18 protein-coding genes are annotated in these 17,703 nt (G+C 62.1%); 4 read left to right on the top strand and 14 right to left on the bottom strand.

Annotation, left to right across the window (positions count from 1 at the left end; genetic code table 11):
- Positions 1–10: 10 nt before the first annotated feature.
- The 3 genes from WJS89_RS01735 to WJS89_RS01725 form a co-directional block, all read right to left on the bottom strand.
- On the bottom strand, positions 11–3,268 hold the full coding sequence (locus tag WJS89_RS01735) for a TonB-dependent receptor domain-containing protein (RefSeq protein ID WP_346339208.1): 3,258 nt from the start codon (positions 3,266–3,268) through the stop codon (positions 11–13).
- Between the two features lie 252 nt (positions 3,269–3,520).
- Positions 3,521–4,918: an adenosylhomocysteinase gene (gene ahcY / locus WJS89_RS01730; protein ID WP_346339207.1), complete on the bottom strand. Its 1,398-nt coding sequence runs from the start codon at positions 4,916–4,918 to the stop codon at positions 3,521–3,523.
- An 82-nt stretch (positions 4,919–5,000) separates the two neighbouring features.
- On the bottom strand, positions 5,001–5,567 hold the full coding sequence (locus WJS89_RS01725) for a YqgE/AlgH family protein (protein WP_346339206.1): 567 nt from the start codon (positions 5,565–5,567) through the stop codon (positions 5,001–5,003).
- A gap of 121 nt (positions 5,568–5,688) precedes the next feature.
- Between WJS89_RS01725 and WJS89_RS01720 the strand changes: the two genes are divergently transcribed.
- From WJS89_RS01720 to WJS89_RS01710, 3 genes are all read left to right on the top strand, one after another.
- Positions 5,689–6,168: a peroxiredoxin gene (locus tag WJS89_RS01720; RefSeq protein WP_346339205.1), complete on the top strand. Its 480-nt coding sequence runs from the start codon at positions 5,689–5,691 to the stop codon at positions 6,166–6,168.
- 101 nt (positions 6,169–6,269) lie between these two features.
- On the top strand, positions 6,270–6,566 hold the full coding sequence (locus WJS89_RS01715; RefSeq protein WP_346339204.1) for a hypothetical protein: 297 nt from the start codon (positions 6,270–6,272) through the stop codon (positions 6,564–6,566).
- Between the two features lie 124 nt (positions 6,567–6,690).
- Entirely contained in the window at positions 6,691–6,897 is a 207-nt protein-coding gene (locus tag WJS89_RS01710) for a hypothetical protein (protein WP_346339203.1), read from the top strand.
- A gap of 30 nt (positions 6,898–6,927) precedes the next feature.
- Here WJS89_RS01710 and WJS89_RS01705 read toward each other — a convergent pair whose 3' ends face one another.
- From WJS89_RS01705 to WJS89_RS01665, 9 genes are all read right to left on the bottom strand, one after another.
- Positions 6,928–8,772 (bottom strand): M2 family metallopeptidase, encoded by a 1,845-nt coding sequence (locus WJS89_RS01705; protein WP_431993766.1) that lies wholly within the window; start codon positions 8,770–8,772, stop codon positions 6,928–6,930.
- Between the two features lie 94 nt (positions 8,773–8,866).
- Entirely contained in the window at positions 8,867–9,622 is a 756-nt protein-coding gene (locus WJS89_RS01700; RefSeq protein ID WP_346339201.1) for an alpha/beta fold hydrolase, read from the bottom strand.
- Complete coding sequence (locus tag WJS89_RS01695) at positions 9,619–9,939, bottom strand: hypothetical protein (RefSeq protein ID WP_346339200.1); 321 nt, start codon at positions 9,937–9,939, stop codon at positions 9,619–9,621. Before WJS89_RS01695 ends, WJS89_RS01700 begins: the two co-directional genes overlap by 4 nt.
- Entirely contained in the window at positions 9,936–10,961 is a 1,026-nt protein-coding gene (locus WJS89_RS01690) for an aspartate-semialdehyde dehydrogenase (protein ID WP_346339199.1), read from the bottom strand. Before WJS89_RS01690 ends, WJS89_RS01695 begins: the two co-directional genes overlap by 4 nt.
- A 165-nt stretch (positions 10,962–11,126) precedes the next feature.
- Positions 11,127–11,858, bottom strand: a complete 732-nt coding sequence (locus WJS89_RS01685; RefSeq protein WP_346339198.1) for a polysaccharide deacetylase family protein — start codon at positions 11,856–11,858, stop codon at positions 11,127–11,129.
- Complete coding sequence (locus WJS89_RS01680; protein WP_346339197.1) at positions 11,845–14,091, bottom strand: S9 family peptidase; 2,247 nt, start codon at positions 14,089–14,091, stop codon at positions 11,845–11,847. The genes WJS89_RS01685 and WJS89_RS01680 overlap by 14 nt, the downstream gene beginning before the upstream one ends.
- Positions 14,092–14,188: 97 nt before the next feature.
- A complete protein-coding gene (gene rplS / locus WJS89_RS01675; RefSeq protein WP_346339196.1) occupies positions 14,189–14,575 on the bottom strand; it encodes a 50S ribosomal protein L19 in 387 nt (128 codons plus the stop codon).
- 13 nt (positions 14,576–14,588) lie between these two features.
- A complete protein-coding gene (trmD, locus tag WJS89_RS01670) occupies positions 14,589–15,311 on the bottom strand; it encodes a tRNA (guanosine(37)-N1)-methyltransferase TrmD (RefSeq protein WP_346339195.1) in 723 nt (240 codons plus the stop codon).
- 46 nt (positions 15,312–15,357) lie between these two features.
- Positions 15,358–15,687: a DUF5818 domain-containing protein gene (locus WJS89_RS01665; protein WP_346339194.1), complete on the bottom strand. Its 330-nt coding sequence runs from the start codon at positions 15,685–15,687 to the stop codon at positions 15,358–15,360.
- Between the two features lie 76 nt (positions 15,688–15,763).
- On the opposite strand from WJS89_RS01665, the gene WJS89_RS01660 reads away from it, so the two are divergent.
- Positions 15,764–16,711: an NAD(P)/FAD-dependent oxidoreductase gene (locus tag WJS89_RS01660; protein WP_346339193.1), complete on the top strand. Its 948-nt coding sequence runs from the start codon at positions 15,764–15,766 to the stop codon at positions 16,709–16,711.
- On the opposite strand, the gene rimM is transcribed toward WJS89_RS01660, so the two are convergent.
- Together rimM and rpsP are read right to left on the bottom strand one after the other, a co-directional pair.
- The gene (rimM, locus tag WJS89_RS01655) at positions 16,696–17,196 is read right to left on the bottom strand and encodes a ribosome maturation factor RimM (protein ID WP_346339192.1); all 501 of its coding nucleotides are present in this window, start codon (positions 17,194–17,196) and stop codon (positions 16,696–16,698) included. The genes WJS89_RS01660 and rimM overlap by 16 nt on opposite strands.
- A 6-nt stretch (positions 17,197–17,202) precedes the next feature.
- A complete protein-coding gene (gene rpsP, locus WJS89_RS01650) occupies positions 17,203–17,679 on the bottom strand; it encodes a 30S ribosomal protein S16 (protein WP_346339191.1) in 477 nt (158 codons plus the stop codon).
- Between the last annotated feature and the right edge of the window lie 24 nt (positions 17,680–17,703).

Raw genomic sequence — 17,703 nt, 5'->3', positions numbered from 1 at the left:
CGGCTGCTTCTTAGAACGTCGCGCGGACGTTGGCAAAGAAGCGACGGCCGAGATAGTCGTACTGCGACGCGAATGCCGGAGCCTGACCGAAGGTCGAGAACGGGCTGACAACCGTCGACACCAGCGGCGGACGCGTATCGAAGAGGTTCGACACACCAAGCGTCACCGAGAAACGATCGAGCACGCGGGCAGTGCCCGACAGGCTGTGATAGAAGGTCGGTTCGAGCTTGAAGATCGGGCAGGCCTCGATCGGGCCGCTCCCGTCCGCGCTACGCAGCGTCGAATTGAAGCAAACGTCACCCGTGCCGATCGACGCAATGATGTCTTCCTCGTCGTTGGCACCGCCGATGACGTCGAGGCCGTAGTTGATCGAGAAATTGTCGAGGGCGTACGTCGCGTTGAAATCGCCGATCCAGTCGGGCTGTCCAACCTCACCCGTGTTATCGATGGGCGTAGCGCCATCGATGGCAATCGTTTCCGACGTGAGCTGCCAGCTCATCAGGGCATTGATCGAAAGACGACCGTACTCTTCGAGATCCTGAGTGAAGCGTCCACTCACGTCGATCGCCTCGTTGCGCTGCGCGGCAATGTTGACGAACGGGTTATCGACGAACTCGATCTGGCCGAGAAGCGACGGGTTCCGGATGCTTTGCCCACGCGTAAAGAGGTCGCAGAACGGATTGTTTTCCGGACGCTCGGGATCGTAGCAGGCCGCGACAATGAAGCCCGCGCCATACTGGCCGATCTGATCGTCGACCTTGATCTTGATATAATCGAGTGCAAGGCTGAGGTCCGCACCGCGCCATAGAAGGTCACGTGGGGTCAAAACCGCCGACAGGGTCAACGCGTCGGACGTTTCCGAATTCAGATCCTGCTCGATACCGCCGATCGAGAAAATTTCCGAACTACCGCCCCGAATAAAATTCGGATCGACGCCTTCGTTCGCACAACGCGAGACATAGGTGGGGTTCGGATTCTCCGGGACAAGAACATTGAGGCAAGGGTCACCCGGCGTCGCGAACCCGGTTTCCCGTCCGAGTAGGGCCTCAAACAGGGCCGGCGCACGGTATGAAGTACCATAGGAGGCGCGGAAGCGAAGCAGGTCGTTGACCTCCCAATTCACGCCGAGCTTGTAGGTGAAATTGCCTTTTTCGGAGTACGAGAGACCATCGATGCGCTCATACTCGTTATTCGTCACACGCGCCGCACCCGAAAGAGCAACGTACTGGAACGGCGCAGCCTGCGCGAGAACCGGTACCTCGATTTCGCCGAACGCCTCGTAGCTTGTAAAGCTACCGGCCGTGATCTGGGCCTGAGTGAAGCCCCAGTTCTGACCATCTTGAACCGCCTGATCGGGAACATCGTTAATCTCGTCTCGGCGCGCCTGAACGCCGACCACGAAGCCGACCGGGCCCGCAGGAAGCGTCGTGAGCTCGTTGCCGAAGATCAATTCGCTGTTGATCTGCGAGTAAGTCGTCTTGCCCACCGTTTCGAAGAACAGGAACGCTTCTTCTTCCGGGCTGAACTCGCCGTTCTGGATACGCGGATCGGCAAAGTCGATATCGACGCAGGGAACACCGCGATACGAGGTCAGACGTCCGTTACAGGCCTGCTGCCGGAATTCGACCAGATCAACGGCATCCTGCGCCACCTGATCGTTGCGATATTCGCCATCCGAATAGCTGTACTGAACATGGAAGTCGTAGAAGGCGTTTTCCCACCAACCGTCCATGCCGAAGTCCGCAAAGTCGCCACGAAGTCCCGCGACGCCGCGATAGTAATCGACCTCCTGCGAACTGTCGTAGAGGAACGGGACGATCGGACGTACCAGGAAGTCCCCTCGGATCGAGGTGACCGGGTCACCGATCGCGGGGTCCCCGAGAACCTGCGGCGTGATGAAGGCATCGCGCGTATACTGGAAGAAGAAGAGCTGGCGTTCGTCGGTGTTGTTCGTCTTACGCTTGTTGTAAAGACCTTCGGCGAAGAATTCGATCCCGTCGGCCAGTTCGTACGCGCCGTCCGCATAGGCGGTGTAACGCTCGATCTCGGGATAGACATCGACCTCGAGGGTCCGCGGCGATTCATCATTCAGGAGCGCATAGGCGTTCTGATAATATTCGAACGGCACCGATCCATTCCGGAATGCCGCAATCGGGATGCTCGTTTCATAGTACCCCGGAGCGAACGCACCCACGGGCGAAAGGAATTCGTCCAAACGATCACCCGGATCGTTAAACTGAATCTGACCGCCATTGGGATTGAAGAACGGCGATACGTAGCCTTCTCCTGTGGCGCCGACTAGGAAAGGATAATCGTAAACCTGAATGACCGGCCCATAGGTGTTTCCGCACAGCGGCTCGCCCGTGCGCGGGTCGTTCACGTCGACGCGCTGGCTGCCATCGCGGTTGAAGAGATACTCTTCGCCGCAAGCAAGGAAGTCCCGGTCGCCGCGCTTCAGCGCGCTGCGCTTGAAATAGTCGCCACCGATCTGGAAATGACCGCGATCGAATGTCTTGCCGAAGGCTGCAGAGGCACGGAACTGGTCAGCACCCCCCTCCTGTGTCGGCGAATAGAAGAGATCGAGTTCGAGACCATCGAACTCGGTGTCGGTGATCAGGTTGACGACGCCCGCGATGGCGTCCGAACCGTAGATTGACGAGGCGCCGGTCTTCACGATCTCTACCGAACCGATCAGCGATGACGGAATGACGTTCAAGTCGAACGGACCCACCGAACCGCGCGTACCTGCGGGACCGGCACGACGCCCGTTAACGAGCACCAACGTACGCTGGGCACCAAGGCCGCGCAGCGAAAGCGTTTGCGCGCCGGGACCGCCATCGGTCACAAAGTTCGACGAAAGTGCTGCGGTGATCTGCGTCGAGCCCGCAGCGAGCGGCGACTGCTGCAGAATATCCGCAGTCTCGACGTCACCTTCCTGCAGCGCGACTTCGGGGTTGATTACCTGAATGGGGTCGGTCGCGGTGAAGTTGTCGCGACGGATGCGCGAACCCGTAATGACGATCGCGTCCTCGCTCACTGCCTGCGTACGCTCGGCGTCCTCGGGCAGCGTGTCAGCGGATCCCGACTGGGTCAGCGGATCGACCGCGTCGAGACGCTCGAGGCAAGCCTGCTTCTCTTCTTCGTCGGCAATAACCGCGCAATTTTCGGGATCGGGCACGTCCTGAGCGTGCGCGGTGCCGGTAAACAGCAGCGCGGAGAGCGCGGCGACGGAGCTACCCGCCAAGGCCTTGGTTCGAGTGATTCGCATGTCGATAAAACCCCAAATGAATGAAATCAGTGGGGGCAACCTACTGAAAGAGCGGCGAATTGAAATCGCGTTGCAGCGCAAAACGGGACAAAGTCGAACGCTGTGTCATTTGTGACACATGAACGACAGGTTGACGACAAATGTCATTTGTCGAACGACTACGGCCTTTGGTCGATGTCGCGTTTGATCGAATAGAAACGAGGAAAGGGCGCCGCAACGCGACGCCCTCCCTATTTCTTCGTGGCCTGCCGATCAGTATCGATAATGCTCGGGCTTGAACGGACCCTGCTGGTCGACCCCGATATAGTCCGCCTGTTCCTTCGACAGCTCGCTCAACGCGACATTGAGCTTTTCAAGGTGCAGCGCCGCGACCTTCTCGTCGAGATGCTTGGGCAGGACGTGCACGTCGTTTCCATACTGTTCGGCACGCTTGAAGAGCTCGATCTGCGCCAGCACCTGGTTGGTGAAGCTCGCGCTCATCACGAAGCTCGGGTGACCGGTCGCATTGCCGAGGTTGAGTAGACGGCCCTTGGACAGGAGAATGATGCGGTTGCCGTCAGGCTTCTCGATCATGTCGACCTGCGGCTTGATCTCGGTCCACTTGAAATTCTCGAGCGCCTCCACCTGGATCTCGTTGTCGAAGTGGCCGATGTTTCCGACGATCGCCATGTCCTTCATCTCGCGGACATGGTCCACGGTGATGACGTCCTTGTTGCCTGTCGTGGTGACGAAGATGTCGGCGCGCCGGGCGGCCTGTTCCATCGTCACGACCTCGAAGCCGTCCATCGCCGCCTGCAGCGCGCAGATGGGATCGATTTCGGTCACGATCACGCGCGCACCCGCACCGCTCAGCGAGGCCGCCGAGCCCTTGCCGACGTCGCCATAGCCCGCGACGCAGGCGACCTTGCCCGCCATCATCACATCGGTGCCGCGGCGAATGCCGTCGACGAGGCTTTCCTTGCAGCCATACTTGTTGTCGAACTTGGACTTGGTGACGCTGTCGTTGACGTTGATCGCGGGGAAGGGAAGCAGCCCCTTCTTGGCGAGCTGGTAAAGGCGATTGACGCCCGTGGTCGTCTCTTCGCTCACGCCCTTGATGTTCTTGACGGTCTCGGTGAGGTAGCCCGGCTTGCGTTCGAGGAACGCGTTGAGCGCCTTGTTGAACTCGCGCTCCTCCTCATTGGCCGGCTCGGGAAGCTGTTCGCCCGCTTCGACCCGCGCGCCCCACAGCGCAAACATCGTGGCATCGCCGCCGTCGTCGAGGATCAGGTTGCAGGTGCCCTCGCCCCAGTCGAAGGTGCGACCGACATAGTCCCAATATTCCGCGAGCGTTTCGCCCTTCACGGCGAAGACGGGGATGCCCTGGTCGGCGATTGCAGCAGCGGCATGGTCCTGCGTCGAATAGATGTTGCAGGTGGTCCAGCGAACATCGGCGCCAAGCGCGACGAGCGTTTCGATGAGCACGGCGGTCTGGATCGTCATGTGGAGCGAACCGGTGATGCGCGCGCCCTTCAACGGCTTCTCGGAGCCATATTCCTCGCGCAGCGCCATCAGGCCCGGCATCTCGGTTTCGGCGATGGTGATTTCCTTGCGCCCGTAATCGGCGAGCGACAGGTCCTTGACGATGTAATCGGTCACGTTCTTCTCCACGAATTTCGATTTCGCCCGCGCCCTAGCCGAGGTGCCATGCGCTTGCAACGCGTGCACGACGCGGCGGCGAACCCCCTGCGGCTCAGGCCGCGCCGGTCTCGGCGGCCAGTGCGGCCGGATCGATGCCGAGCGACGTCATGGCGCGCGCCCAACGCTCTGCTGGAGCGGTGTCGAACAGGAGTTCGCGCGAAGCATCGGCGACGAGCCAGCCGTGGCGCGTCATTTCGTCGTCGAGCTGGCCGGGGCCCCACCCGGCATAGCCGAGCGCAACAAGAAAATCGCTCGGCCCCCTCCCCTCGCCGAGCGCGCGCAGCACGTCGAGCGTACCGGTCAGGCTGCACAGATCGGCGATGCGCACCGTGTCCTGCCCGCCCCAATCGTCGGAATGGAGGACGAACCCGCGGCTCGGCTCGACCGGCCCGCCCTCGAGGATCGGTGCGGGCGGCGCCGAATTGCCCTCGACGCCCAAATTTTCGAGCAGGTCTCCGAAATCGATCGCGCTTGCTTCTTTGCCAATGCCGATCCCCAACGCCCCGTCCTCGTCATGTGCAGCCATGAGAATGACGGCACGCTCGAAGCGCGGATCGCCCATTCCGGGCATGGCGATCAGTAGGCGGCCGGTCAGAAAGGCGGGTTGGTCATGGGTCATGCGGCCTCAACGTGCGGGACACCGAATGGTTGAACCCCGGCGAGCCGCACCCCATTGGAACAGCTAGGGCGACCATCCGCTTTGCATTTCGAATTTTCCTATCACGAGAAGGATCAGCAACATGACCATTTCCATCGGCGACAAGATTCCCGACGTCGCGCTTTCGCTCGCCACCCCCGAGGGTCCCGTCCCGGTTCGCAGCGAAAGCTATTTCGCCGGAAAGACCATCGCGCTGTTCGCGGTGCCGGGCGCTTTCACTCCGACCTGTTCGGCAAAGCATCTCCCGAGCTTCGTCGAGAAAGCCGAGGATCTGAAAGCCAAGGGCGTCGACCAGATTGCCGCGACCAGCGTGAACGACGGCTTCGTGATGGGCGAATGGGGTCGTCAGGCCGGTAGTGACGACATCGATATGCTCGCGGACGGCAATGCAGACTTCGCTGAAGCGCTCGGTCTCACGATGGACGCATCGGGGTTCGGCATGGGGAAGCGCTCGCAGCGTTATTCGATGTTGGTCGAGGACGGTGTCGTGAAGCAGCTCAATGTCGAGGAACCCGGCGCTTACGAGGTTTCCGGCGCGGAAACGCTGCTCGGGCAGCTCTAATCGGTCAGCGGGGGCGCGCTTACGACGAAACGTGGAGCGCGCCCGGTATCCAAGCGTTGGTAAGACGAAACGATTATAAATCTCGCGAAAGGATATCGATCATGACCAAGCAACCCGTAAACACGCTCGACCAGACGAACACGACCAGTGGCCGCTTCGAGAATACGAAGCAGAACCTGGAGCAGCGCGACGACTTCGTCGGCTCGTCCTACCGCACGATCCGCGACAATCCCAAGACGAGCGCTGCCATCGCCGGTGGCGTGGTCGCAGCCGCTGGCGCCGGTGCGTTTCTCCTCAACAGGAAAAGCAAAACCGGAACGGCCTTCGGAACCGCTCGTGGTGTCGACAGCGACATCGTGAACAAGGTCGAAGAGCTGAACGAAGATCCGCAGTCGTAAATCGCAGCGATCTTCTTCAAGGGCGCCGCCTTCCCCTGTGGAGGGCGGCGCTTTTGATTCCAATGTCATGAACCTGCAAGCGAGTCGGCGCGTTGGCGCAGGGAACGAACAGAAGGATCGATCGATGAGCGAAGCCAACCCCACTTTGTCCGAAGCTGTCCGAAAGGGTGTCAGCGAACATCCCTATCTTGTCGCAGCAGCTGGCGGCGCACTGGTGGCAGCCGCCGGAAGTTTTCTCGCCATCCGCCAGCGCATCAAGCTGGATCGCCTCGAACAGGCGACCGCGGAAGACGTCGAGGAACAGATCAAGACGGGCGCGATCGCTTACTAAGCGACCGCGCCCGCAAGGGTTCTCCCCAGACTACCTACGGTTCCAACCGCAATTCTTGCCCGCGTTCTGCTGCTTGAGCCATGCCTGTAGCGGCGCGAAATATTCTTTCATCGGCTCGGCCGACATCTCGCGGTTGCCGGTAAAGGCCTCGAGGGCGTCGGGCCAAGGCTTGGATGCGCCCATCGCGAGCATCGCGTCGAGACGGCGACCGACTTCCTCGTTTCCGTAGAAGCTGCAACGGTGAAGCGGCCCTTCCCAACCGGACATTTCACAGGCCGCCTTGTAGAATTGGAACTGCAAGATGTGGGCGAGAAAATAGCGTGCATACGGCGTGTTGCCGGGGATGTGATACTTGGCGCCCGGATCGAAATCGATCGCATCGTTGCGGGCGACAGGCGGCGTCACGCCCTGATACTGCTGCTTGAGGCCGACCCAGGCCGAATTGTAATCGGCGGGCGTGATCGACCCGTCGAAGACGCCCCAGCGCCATTTGTCGACCAGCAGCCCGAACGGCAGGAAGGCGACCTTGTCCATCGCCTGATTGAGCAGCAGCCCGATGTCCTTGTCAGCACTCGGCACCTTGTCGGCGTCGAGCAGCCCGATCTGCACGAGATATTCGGGCGTTACCGACAGAGCGATGAAGTCGCCGATGGCTTCGTGGAAACCGTCATTGGCGCCGTTGAGATAGAGATAGGGCTGCTGGTTGTAGGCACGCTGATAATAGTTGTGACCCAATTCGTGATGGATGGTCACGAAATCATCGGCGTTGCGCTTGATGCACATCTTGATGCGCAGATCATCGACATTGTCGAGGTCCCACGCGGATGCGTGACAGACGACATCGCGTCCTTCCGGTTTGACGAACTGGCTTCGCTCGTAAAAACTTTCGGGCAGCGGATCGAGGCCAAGCGAGGTGTAGAAGCGCTCGCCCGCGCGAACCATTTCCACCTCGTCCATCCCGCTCTCGACGATGAGGTCGGTCAGGTCATAACCGATGTCGCCGGCGCCTTCGGGCGCGACCAACGGGAAGACATTGCCCCAGCTTTGCGCCCACATGTTGCCCAGAAGATCGGCGCGGATATAGCCATCGTCGGGCTGAACGTCCTCGCCATAATGGTCGGACAGCTCCGAGCGCACATAGCAATGAAGGTCGTTGTAGAGCGGTTCGACCTCGCCCCAGAGCCGGTCGTACATCGCCGAAAATTCCTGGGGCGTCATGTCATAGCCCGAGCGCCACATCGCGCCCGTATCGTCGAAGCCCAGTTCCTCGGCGCCCTCGTTGGCGATCGCGACCATGCGGGCATAATCGTCCTTCATCGGGCGACCGACATTCTCGTGCCAGCTCTGCCAGAGTTGGGCGAGCTCCTCGGGATTGCGATTGGTCCCCATCAAGGCTTCGGCATCGTTGCCGGAAATCCTCTCGCCGTTCAGTTCGGCCTCGCCCTTGCCGTAGAGCGAATTCAACTTGGTCGAGATGTCGTTGAGTTCCTTGGCCGCGCCGTCGGTGGTCGGGGCGGCAAGGGTGAGGCTGCCGCGCATGATGTCGAGCTTGCGAGCGGTGTCATAGTCGAGGCCATCGACCTCGGCATATTGTGCGGCCTTGGTTGCATATTCGACGCCTTTCTCGGTGAAGATGGTGCCGAAATAGGCGGCCAGCTGATCGGTATCGTCGGTGATATACGTGTTGTTCACCCAGGCGGCGCGGCTCGAGATGTCGGACAGAGCGAGATATTCGGCCTCGACGTCCTCGACGAACGCCTGCGCACCGGCCGGGGTCAGCGGATGATCGAGGTCTGCCGTTTCGAGGGATGATGGTGCCGCGTCGCTGGCAGTCGCCATGTCGCGATCCATGGACGTGGCACAACCCGCAAGCATGAGAGCCGCCAGCGAGACGGAAGCCGAAAACTTGATCATGATACTCTCCTGAGGAACCGTTCGCGCCGGAGAGTGCGCCGCTGGCGAGGCGAAATCAAGCGTCGAGGAACGAGACGATCGCTTCTCCAAGTTCGCTTTTGGTCACGCTCGACATGTGGGTGCCGGGAATGGCGATGGCCCGCGCATCGGGAAGCCGTTTTGCCAGCAGTTGTGGATCGCCATTGTCGCGGTCGTCCTTGCCGCAGATGACGGCGGTGGGCATCGTGAAAGCATCCAGCCAGGATTCCTTCGCGTCGGTAAAGCTCGGCAGCAGCAGCCGGGCGGCCTCGCGCTCGATACCCATTGTTTTCATGAAGGCGATTGCCATGAAGTCGGGATCGCCCCGTTTGGCGAGATCGTAGCGGTCGATCGCGCCCATGAAGAAGGCCTGCCGCCCAGCCCATCCGGTCAGGCCTTCGAGCCCCATGCCGCACAGCATCGCGCGGCGCGGGCGCAGCCCCTCGCCTATTCCCTGAACGACCGTACGCGCGCCCAGGCTGAAGCCTCCGAGGTCATAGGTGCCCGGCATAAGGCCGAGATGGCCGACCAGCTCTTCCAGATCGCGACCGAGGATGCCGTCGGGGTAGGCCGCAGGGTCGACCGGCGCCTCGCTCGACCCATGTGCACGCAGGTCGGGCATGATGACACGGTGGCCGGCGGCGGCGATGCGATCGGCGTGACCAAATTTGATCCAGTTGGTCTCGGCGTTCGAAAACAGGCCGTGGAGCAGGACGACGGGAGCGCCTTCGCCAATCACGTGATAGGCGAGATCGAAGCCATCGGAGGCGGTCCAGCGCGTCGCGGCGCTCATCGGTCGCGCTCAGGACTGACGTCGATCAGGGTCGCGTCATCGACGACCTCATGCGCATCCGTGTCGATCGTGTGCGGCGCGCCTTGCGCAAGCTTGTTGGCGATCGTGCGGCGCGTACCCATAATGATCAGCGCAACTATGCCGGCAAAGGCGAGCGCGGCATAGAAGATCGGCATGAGCTGCGGCTCGATCAGTCCGAGCGCGAGGGTGACCGCGAGGATCACGCCCCAGCGGCGCACAAACTTGCCGAGCAACAGCCAGGTCACGGCATCGAGCCCCTCGCGCGCGCGGCGATCCTTGCCGGGATCCTGGATCATGCTTTTTTCAGATGCTTGCGACCGAGAAGTTCGGCGATCTGGACCGCATTCAGGGCTGCGCCCTTGCGCAGATTGTCCGACACGCACCAGAGCGACAGGCCGTTGTCGACCGTGCTGTCGTCCCGCACGCGGCTGACGAAGGTCGCATAGTCGCCGACGCATTCGACGGGCGTGACGTATCCCCCGTCCTCGCGCTTGTCGACGAGCATGATGCCCGGAGCCTCGCGCAGCAGCTTCTGCGCTTCCTCGGCGGGCAGTTCGTTTTCCAACTCGACATTGATCGCTTCGGCATGGCCGACGAAGACCGGCACGCGCACGCAGGTCGCGCTGACCTTGATCTTCGCGCCGAGAATTTTCTTCGTCTCGGCAACCATCTTCCACTCTTCCTTCGTCGACCCGTCATCGAGAAAATCGTCGATGTGCGGGATGACGTTGAAAGCGATTTGCTTGGTAAAAAGCTCGGGCTCGGCGGGATCGCCGACGAAGATGTCGCGGCTTTGCTTGAAGAGTTCGTCCATCGCCTCGCGCCCCGCGCCCGAAACGGACTGATAGGTGGCAACGACGACACGCTTGACGATCGCGGCATCGTGAAGGGGCTTCAGCGCCACCACCATCTGCGCGGTCGAGCAATTGGGATTGGCGATGATGTTGCGCTTCTTGTAGCCGTCGATGGCCTCGGGATTGACCTCGGGCACGATGAGCGGAACGTCGGGGTCCATCCGGAACAGCGACGAATTGTCGATGACGGTGCAACCGGCTTTTGCTGCCTTTTCAGCATATTGCTGACTGACTTTCGAACCGGCTGCGAACAACGCCATGTCCCAGCCCGCAAAGTCGAAATGCTCGATGTTCTTGACCTTGAGCTCCTCGCCCTTGTCACCGAAGTCGATGCGCTCCCCTGCCGACCGCGAGCTGGCAAGGGCGGCAACCTCGTCGATGGGAAACTCCCTCTCCGCGAGAATGGCGAGCATTTCGCGGCCGACATTTCCCGTCGCTCCGACGACGACGACTTTGTATCCCATGAATCTTTTCCTTTTCGCTTGTCCCGCGACCTAGGGATTGAAGGCGCGATGTCAACGCGGCGGGGCGACTGCGGTGCTCACGAATTCGCTATACGTTGTGAGCGGGCGGGCTTTATGGCCTGGCCTTGGATCGACCAGGCGCGCCGAAAGCCGATCTCTCCGGATCTATTGCTCATTTTCGCCGCTCCCCAGCAAGTCACCTACCGTGCCCACGGCATAACCCTCCTTCGCCAACCGGCGGAGGAGAATGGGCAAGGCGGCGCGCTCGACCTCGCGCGAGGCAAACATCGGGTGGACGAGAAGAATGGCACCCGGTTCCACCTGCTCCATGATGCCGTCGACATAAGCGTCGACCCCGCGCGACGCCGAAGGCTCCTCGACATTCCACAGGATCATGCGTTGCGCATTGGCATCGACCGCACGTCCAAGGCCGATAAACTTCTTGCCGTAGGGCGGACGAAAATAGCGCGGCCGGGGCGCGCCTGCCGCGACGATCGCCGCGTCGGTGCGGCGCAATTCTGCCTCATAGTCCGCCGCACCTACCCCGATCATCGCATCATGCGACCAGCTGTGATTGCCGACTTCGTGTCCCGCCGCGACAATTTTCGCGACGAGTTCGGGACGCTCCGCGACCGCCTCGCCCTCCAGAAAGAAGGTCGCCGAAACCCCTGCCTGCTCGAGCGCAGGGAGGACCTGCTCGATCCCGCGCGCGGTGGGACCATCGTCGAAGCTGAGCGCCACGCGGCGTTCGTCCGCCGGTCCCGAACAGACGAGTTCACCGGTCAACGCGAAGCAGCGCGCACTCACCAGTTCGCGAAAACCGAATGCGAGTGCGGCTACGACACCGATGACGATCGCCGCGCGGACCGCGGCGACGCGCGCCCTAGCGCGGTCCACCCTCTACCCCGTTCTGGCGGAGGAAGCGCATGATCGTTTCCCACAACTGAACCGAGATGTTGGGGCCGCCAACGCGGTGGGTGTAGCCGGGATAGAAGGCCATATCGAACTGCACGCGCGCTTCCTGCATAGCGGCCGCCATCTGCGTGCTGTTATCGAGCACGACATTGTCGTCGCTCATGCCGTGGATGAGCAGAAGCGGATCGGCGATGTTCGCGGCCGTCGGGAAGGTGCTGGCTGCCGTATAGGCCTCCGGCACCTCGCGCGGATCGCCCATGTAGCGCTCGGTATAATGGGTGTCGTAGAGTTCCCACTTGGTCACCGGCGCTCCCGCAATGCCCGCCGCATAGAGGCCGGGATCCTTGCCCAGCATGAGCAGCGTCATGTAGCCGCCATAGCTCCAGCCGTAGGTGGCGATCCGGTCAGGATCGACGAAATCCTGTTGCTTGAGCCACTCCGCGCCCAGCTTCTGATCCTCGACCTCGATGCCACCCATCGCGCGATAGATACGCTTCTCGAAATCGACCCCGCGATTGTCCGACCCGCGATTGTCGATCTGGAACCAGATGTAACCCTGATCGACGATCCACTGCTGCAGCGCGCCGCTCCAGCCTTTCACGACCGTCTGCGCGTGCGGGCCGCCATAGTGTTGGAAGAAGACGGGATAGCGTTCGCCGGGCTTCATGCCCTCGGGCATGATCATCTCGTAATAGAGATCGGTGCCGTCGGGCGCCTTGATGGTGCCGTATTGCGTGGGGCGATGGCTCGCGAGGTAGGGCGCATAGGGATGATCGGCGTCGAGCTTGTTCTCCTCGATCCATTCGATCCGCTGCGCATTTGCATCGGCGAAATAGAGCTGGCTCGGCTGCGAGGGATTGGAGCGACCGACGATCGCGCGGCTCGCATCCTTGTCCATGCCCCAGCCATAGGTGTAGCCGGGCTCGGTCAGCAGCTTCGGCTGCGCGCCAGCGGTGCGATAGTCCAGCGAATAGAGATGGGTCTCGAGCGGCCCTTCGCGGTTGCCCGAAAAATAGAGCATGCCCGTCTTCTCGTTCACTCCGGACAGGCTTCCGACGACCCATTCGCCGCTGGTCAGTTGACGCCAGTGGCCGGTGTCGGTGTCGAGCAGGTAGAGATGGCCGTAGCCGTCGCGTTCGGACCACCAGACGAGATTGCCATCCTCAAGGAATTTGTAGCTGTCCGAGAGGTTCGTCCAGTGCCCCTCCGCGGCGCGTTCGCTGAAGAGGATTTCGCTCGCCCCCGTGGCCGGATCGACCTTGAGCATGTCGAGCACGGTCTGCGCGCGGTTCTGGCGCTGGACATAGAGGGTTTCGCCGTCGCGCGACCAGTTGACGCGCGCAAGATAGATGTCGGTTTCCTCGCCCAGATCGACCTTGACGCGCTCGCCGCTGGCGACGTCGATGACATAGAGATCGGTGAGGACGTTATCGGTACCGGCGGCCGGATAGCGCTGATCATAGGTCGAGGTGCCGCCCGCGCCGATCGAGGTGCGCGTGACGACGCCGACCGGGCTTTCATCGAACCGCTGGACCGCGATGCGCTTGTCGTTGGGGCCCCACCAGTAGCCGGTGTTGCGGCTCATCTCTTCCTGCGCGACGAATTCGGCCTCGCCCCAGTGGACGAGATCGCTTTCCTCCTCGGGAGTGATCGGACGCGGCTCTTGGCCGAGTGCACCCACATAAAGACGCGCATCGCGCACGAAGCCGACATAGTTGCCCTTGGGGCTCAGGGACGGATTGAGTTCGCCCTCTTCGGTTTCAGTAAGGCGCCGCACGCTGCCGTCGACGCCCGCAAGATAAAGGTCGCCGTCGATCGGGACGAGCAGCGACTGGCTGTCGGGCGCCCACTGGTACGTAACGATTCCGGATAGGTTGCCGATGCGCGCACGCTCGCGCTGCATCTTCTCGGCTTCGGAGAGTTCGGCACCCGTTCCCACCTTCATGCTGTCGACAAGCATCCGCCACTCGCCCCCATCGGCGGGTAGCGCCCACAGGTCGTAGCGGCGTGCATCGTTCTCGCGCGGTCGAAGCATCGTCAGGTAGGAGCCGTCGGGCGCGAGCATCACGCCGCGCGGGCTGGTGCCATTGAGGGAAGGAGAGCCGAAAATGCGGTCGAGCGTCAGTTCCTTAGACGCCGCGCCGTCCTGCGCGCTAGCGGGCGTGGTCATGACGAGGCTGGCGGCCGCGACGGCGCTGAGAAGAAGGGATCGCATGAATGGGAGTCTCCGAACGGGTAGGCTAAAAGAAAAAGGCGCCCGGCATTGGTGCCGGACGCCTTCATCATGTGCAAGTCGCAGATCGACGAACGTCTTACGCGTCGGTCTTTTCGCCCTTGGCCGGACGGTTGTCCTTGCGCTCGGCGATACGCGCCGACTTACCGGTGCGGCCACGCAGATAGTAGAGCTTGGCGCGGCGCACGGCGCCACGGCGCACGACGGTGATGCTGTCGACGTTAGGCGAATAGAGCGGGAACACACGCTCCACGCCTTCGCCGAACGAAATCTTGCGGACGGTGAAGCTCGAACCCGCGCCCTTGTTGGAGCGGGCGATGCAGACACCTTCGTAATTCTGAATACGGGTGCGTTCGCCCTCGACCACGCGCACACCGACACGAAGCGTGTCGCCGGGGCGGAAATCGGGGATGTCCTTGCCGAGCGCTTCGATGGTTTCCTGCTCGAGCGTCTGGATGATGTTCATGTTCACAAAAACCCTATGTCTTTCGCCGCGCGCCAGAGGGAGACTGACCTGGAGCATCCCCGTGACGCTCCCATAGGTCCGGCCTCCGTGACCGTGTATCCTCGCGGGCGCGCTGTTCACGCCATGCCGCGATGCGCGCATGATCCCCCGATCGCAGCACTTCGGGGATCGTGCGCCCCTCCCATTCCTGTGGTCGGGTATAATGCGGATATTCGAGCAGCCCGTTCTCGAAGCTCTCTTCCTCTCCGCTAGAGGTCGCGCCCATTACCCCGGGAAGCAGGCGAATGCAAGCGTCGAGCAGGAGCATCGCGGGGATCTCGCCACCCGAGAGAATATAGTCGCCCACGCTGATGGGTTCGACGGCCCGCGCCTCGAAGATCCGCTCGTCGAACCCTTCGAAACGTCCGCACAGGACGATGGCCCCCTCGCCTGCCGCCAGCTCTCGAACTTTCGCCTGGGTCAGGGGGCGTCCGCGCGGGCTCATCGCCAGCATAGGGCGCCCGTCTGCGACGCTGTCGAGCGCGGCGGCGAGGACGTCGCACTTGAGCACCATGCCCGCACCACCACCGGCGGGCGTATCGTCGACGGTGCGATGCTTGTCGGTAGCGAAGTCGCGGATGTTGCGCGCATCGAGCCTCCACCTCCCCTCCTCGAGCGCACGCCCCGCCAAGGACGTGCCCAGCGGCCCGGGAAACATGTCGGGGTAGAGCGTCAGGACGGAAGCGCGGAAAGTCATGATCGTGCCCTAGCGAACGCTCTTGAGGCTGACGAGTGGGTAGCGACTAACGAAGCGCCGTCACTTGCGTCGCGATGATCGTTCCTTCGCCTTCCATGCAGAAACTCGCGTCGGCGATCTCTCCGACGATGCGGACGCGTTTGCCGTACATCTGCGCGTCGATGCCGCTGCTGGATACGGACCATCGACGACCGTTATCGCCTGCGAGAACCGCGCACTCGGTGCCTCGCGAGAGCGTCCCTTCGAAACTGTAGAGCTGAGGCTCTCCGGCGGGCCGTGTCCCGGAAGCGCCATCGGACGCTGCGGGAGGCGGGGTATCGGGAGCTGCACAGGCGGCGATCAGGGCGAAGGGCACGAGGGCGACAATTTTTTTCATGCCGCGTCGACGTTCGGGCGAGGAAAAGCGTTCCCGATCCGCAGGAACGATGCGCCTTGGTACGGATTGACCCGCCATGCGCGATCATCCCCTCGACTGCCTCGTCATCGGTGCCGGCCCTGCGGGTCTTACCGCCGCTATCTATCTGGCCCGATATCATCTCGACACCTGGGTGATCGACGGAGGCGACAGCCGCGCCAAGTGGATTCCCACCAGCCATAATCACGCCGGTTTTCCCGATGGGATCAATGGCGAGGAACTCCTCAAGCGGATGCGCGAGCAGGCAGTCCGCTACCAGGCCGAAATCAAGAACGGACATGTCACGCGTCTGGAGAAGAAGGACGACGGCATGTTCGTCGCGGACTGGGGTTCTGGCCCGGTCGAGGCAAGAACCGTACTGCTGGCGACCGGGGTCACCAACCGTCGCCCGCCCATGATCGACAAGGAAACCCACGATGCCGCGATGGCCGAAGGGCTGATCCGCTATTGCCCGGTCTGCGATGGCTACGAGGTCACCGACAAGCGTGTCGGCGTCATCGGAACCGGCGATCATGCGGCCGCCGAAGCGAGCTTCATCCGCGGTTTTACCGCCGACATCACGTTGATTTCCGATGGAGAACAGGATCTTACCAGCGATTGTCGCGACGAGCTCAAAGATGCCGGAATCGCGCGAGTCGACGGGCCGATTACCGACATTCGTCCCGGCGACGGGGAGATTCACGTCAGCGTCGAGAGCGGCGAGACACTCTCTTTCGACAGCATTTATCCAGCGTTAGGGTCTGATCCCCACGTGCAGCTCGCGGAAATGGTCGGCGCGCTCCTGAAGGGTGAACGCTGTATCCACGTCGACGATCATATGCGTACGAATATCGAGGGGCTTTACGCCGCAGGAGACGTCGTCATCGGTCTCGATCAGATTTCCAATGCCATGGGTCAGGGCGGCGTCGCGTCGACCACGATCCGCAACGACCTTGCCAAACGCGAACCGATCCGCCGCGCGCCGGTCGCTCAGGCGTCGACGTAGAGGCTGTTCACGACGAGCCGCTCGTCGTCCCACTCGGGCACCGCGGCCTCGGTCAAGGGCACCATGAAGCGCTTGCCGTTGTCGCGCTCGATCTCGACGACATCGCTGGCACCGTAATTCTCGACAGCGACGATCTTTCCAACGGTAGCACCGGTCTCGTCGACCACCGATAGGTCCAGCAGGTCTTCGAGATAATATTCGCCTTCTTCCAAGGGTGGTAGCGCCTCACGGTCGATCTCGATCAGCGTGCCGCGCAAGGCTTCTGCCGCCTCGCGGCTGTCGCAACCCTCGAGCCGGGCGATCGCGCCCTTCGCATTGGCCCGGATCGACAGAAGGCGCCGCTCGTCCTCACCGACGAACAGCGCCTTCTGTTTTTTCAGCGTATCGATGCCGTCGGCGAACAGCTTGAGGCGAAGCTCGCCCCGCACGCCGTGCGCACCGGCGATGGCGGCGAGCGCGATGCGTTTGTCGTCCGCGCCCGCCATGCGCCGTTACTCGGCCTTTTCGCCTTCTTCGGCGGCTTCGGTCTCACCCTTGTCTTCTGCGGCGGGGGTTTCTTCAGCCGAAACTTCCTCGGACGTTTCTTCTTCGGCCGGAGCGTTCTTCGCTTCTTCCGCCGCTTCCTTGGCCGCCGCTTCCTTCTCGGCACGCTCCTCGGCGCGTTCCTTGGCCTTGTCGCCAGGCTCGGCCTTCTGCGGGTTGTTGCGCGCTTCGCGCTTCATCATGCCCTCGGCGTCGAGGAAGCGCAGGACGCGATCGGTGGGCTGGGCGCCGACCGAAATCCAATGCTCGATACGCTCCTTGTCGAGCTTCACGCGCTCGGGGTCGTCCTTGGCAAGCAGCGGGTTGTAGCTGCCGACGCGCTCGATGAAACGGCCATCGCGCGAGTTGCGGCTGTCGGCCACGACGATGCGGTAATAGGGACGCTTCTTGGCGCCACCACGGGCGAGACGAATTGCAACTGCCATAATGATATTCCTTCTGAAGTAAGT

The sequence above is a fragment of the Sphingomicrobium aquimarinum genome (assembly GCF_039655735.1).
GTDB lineage: Bacteria > Pseudomonadota > Alphaproteobacteria > Sphingomonadales > Sphingomonadaceae > Sphingomicrobium > Sphingomicrobium aquimarinum.
The sequence above is the reverse complement of the archived record's forward strand: the minus strand, read 5'-3'. Positions and strand labels throughout refer to the sequence as shown.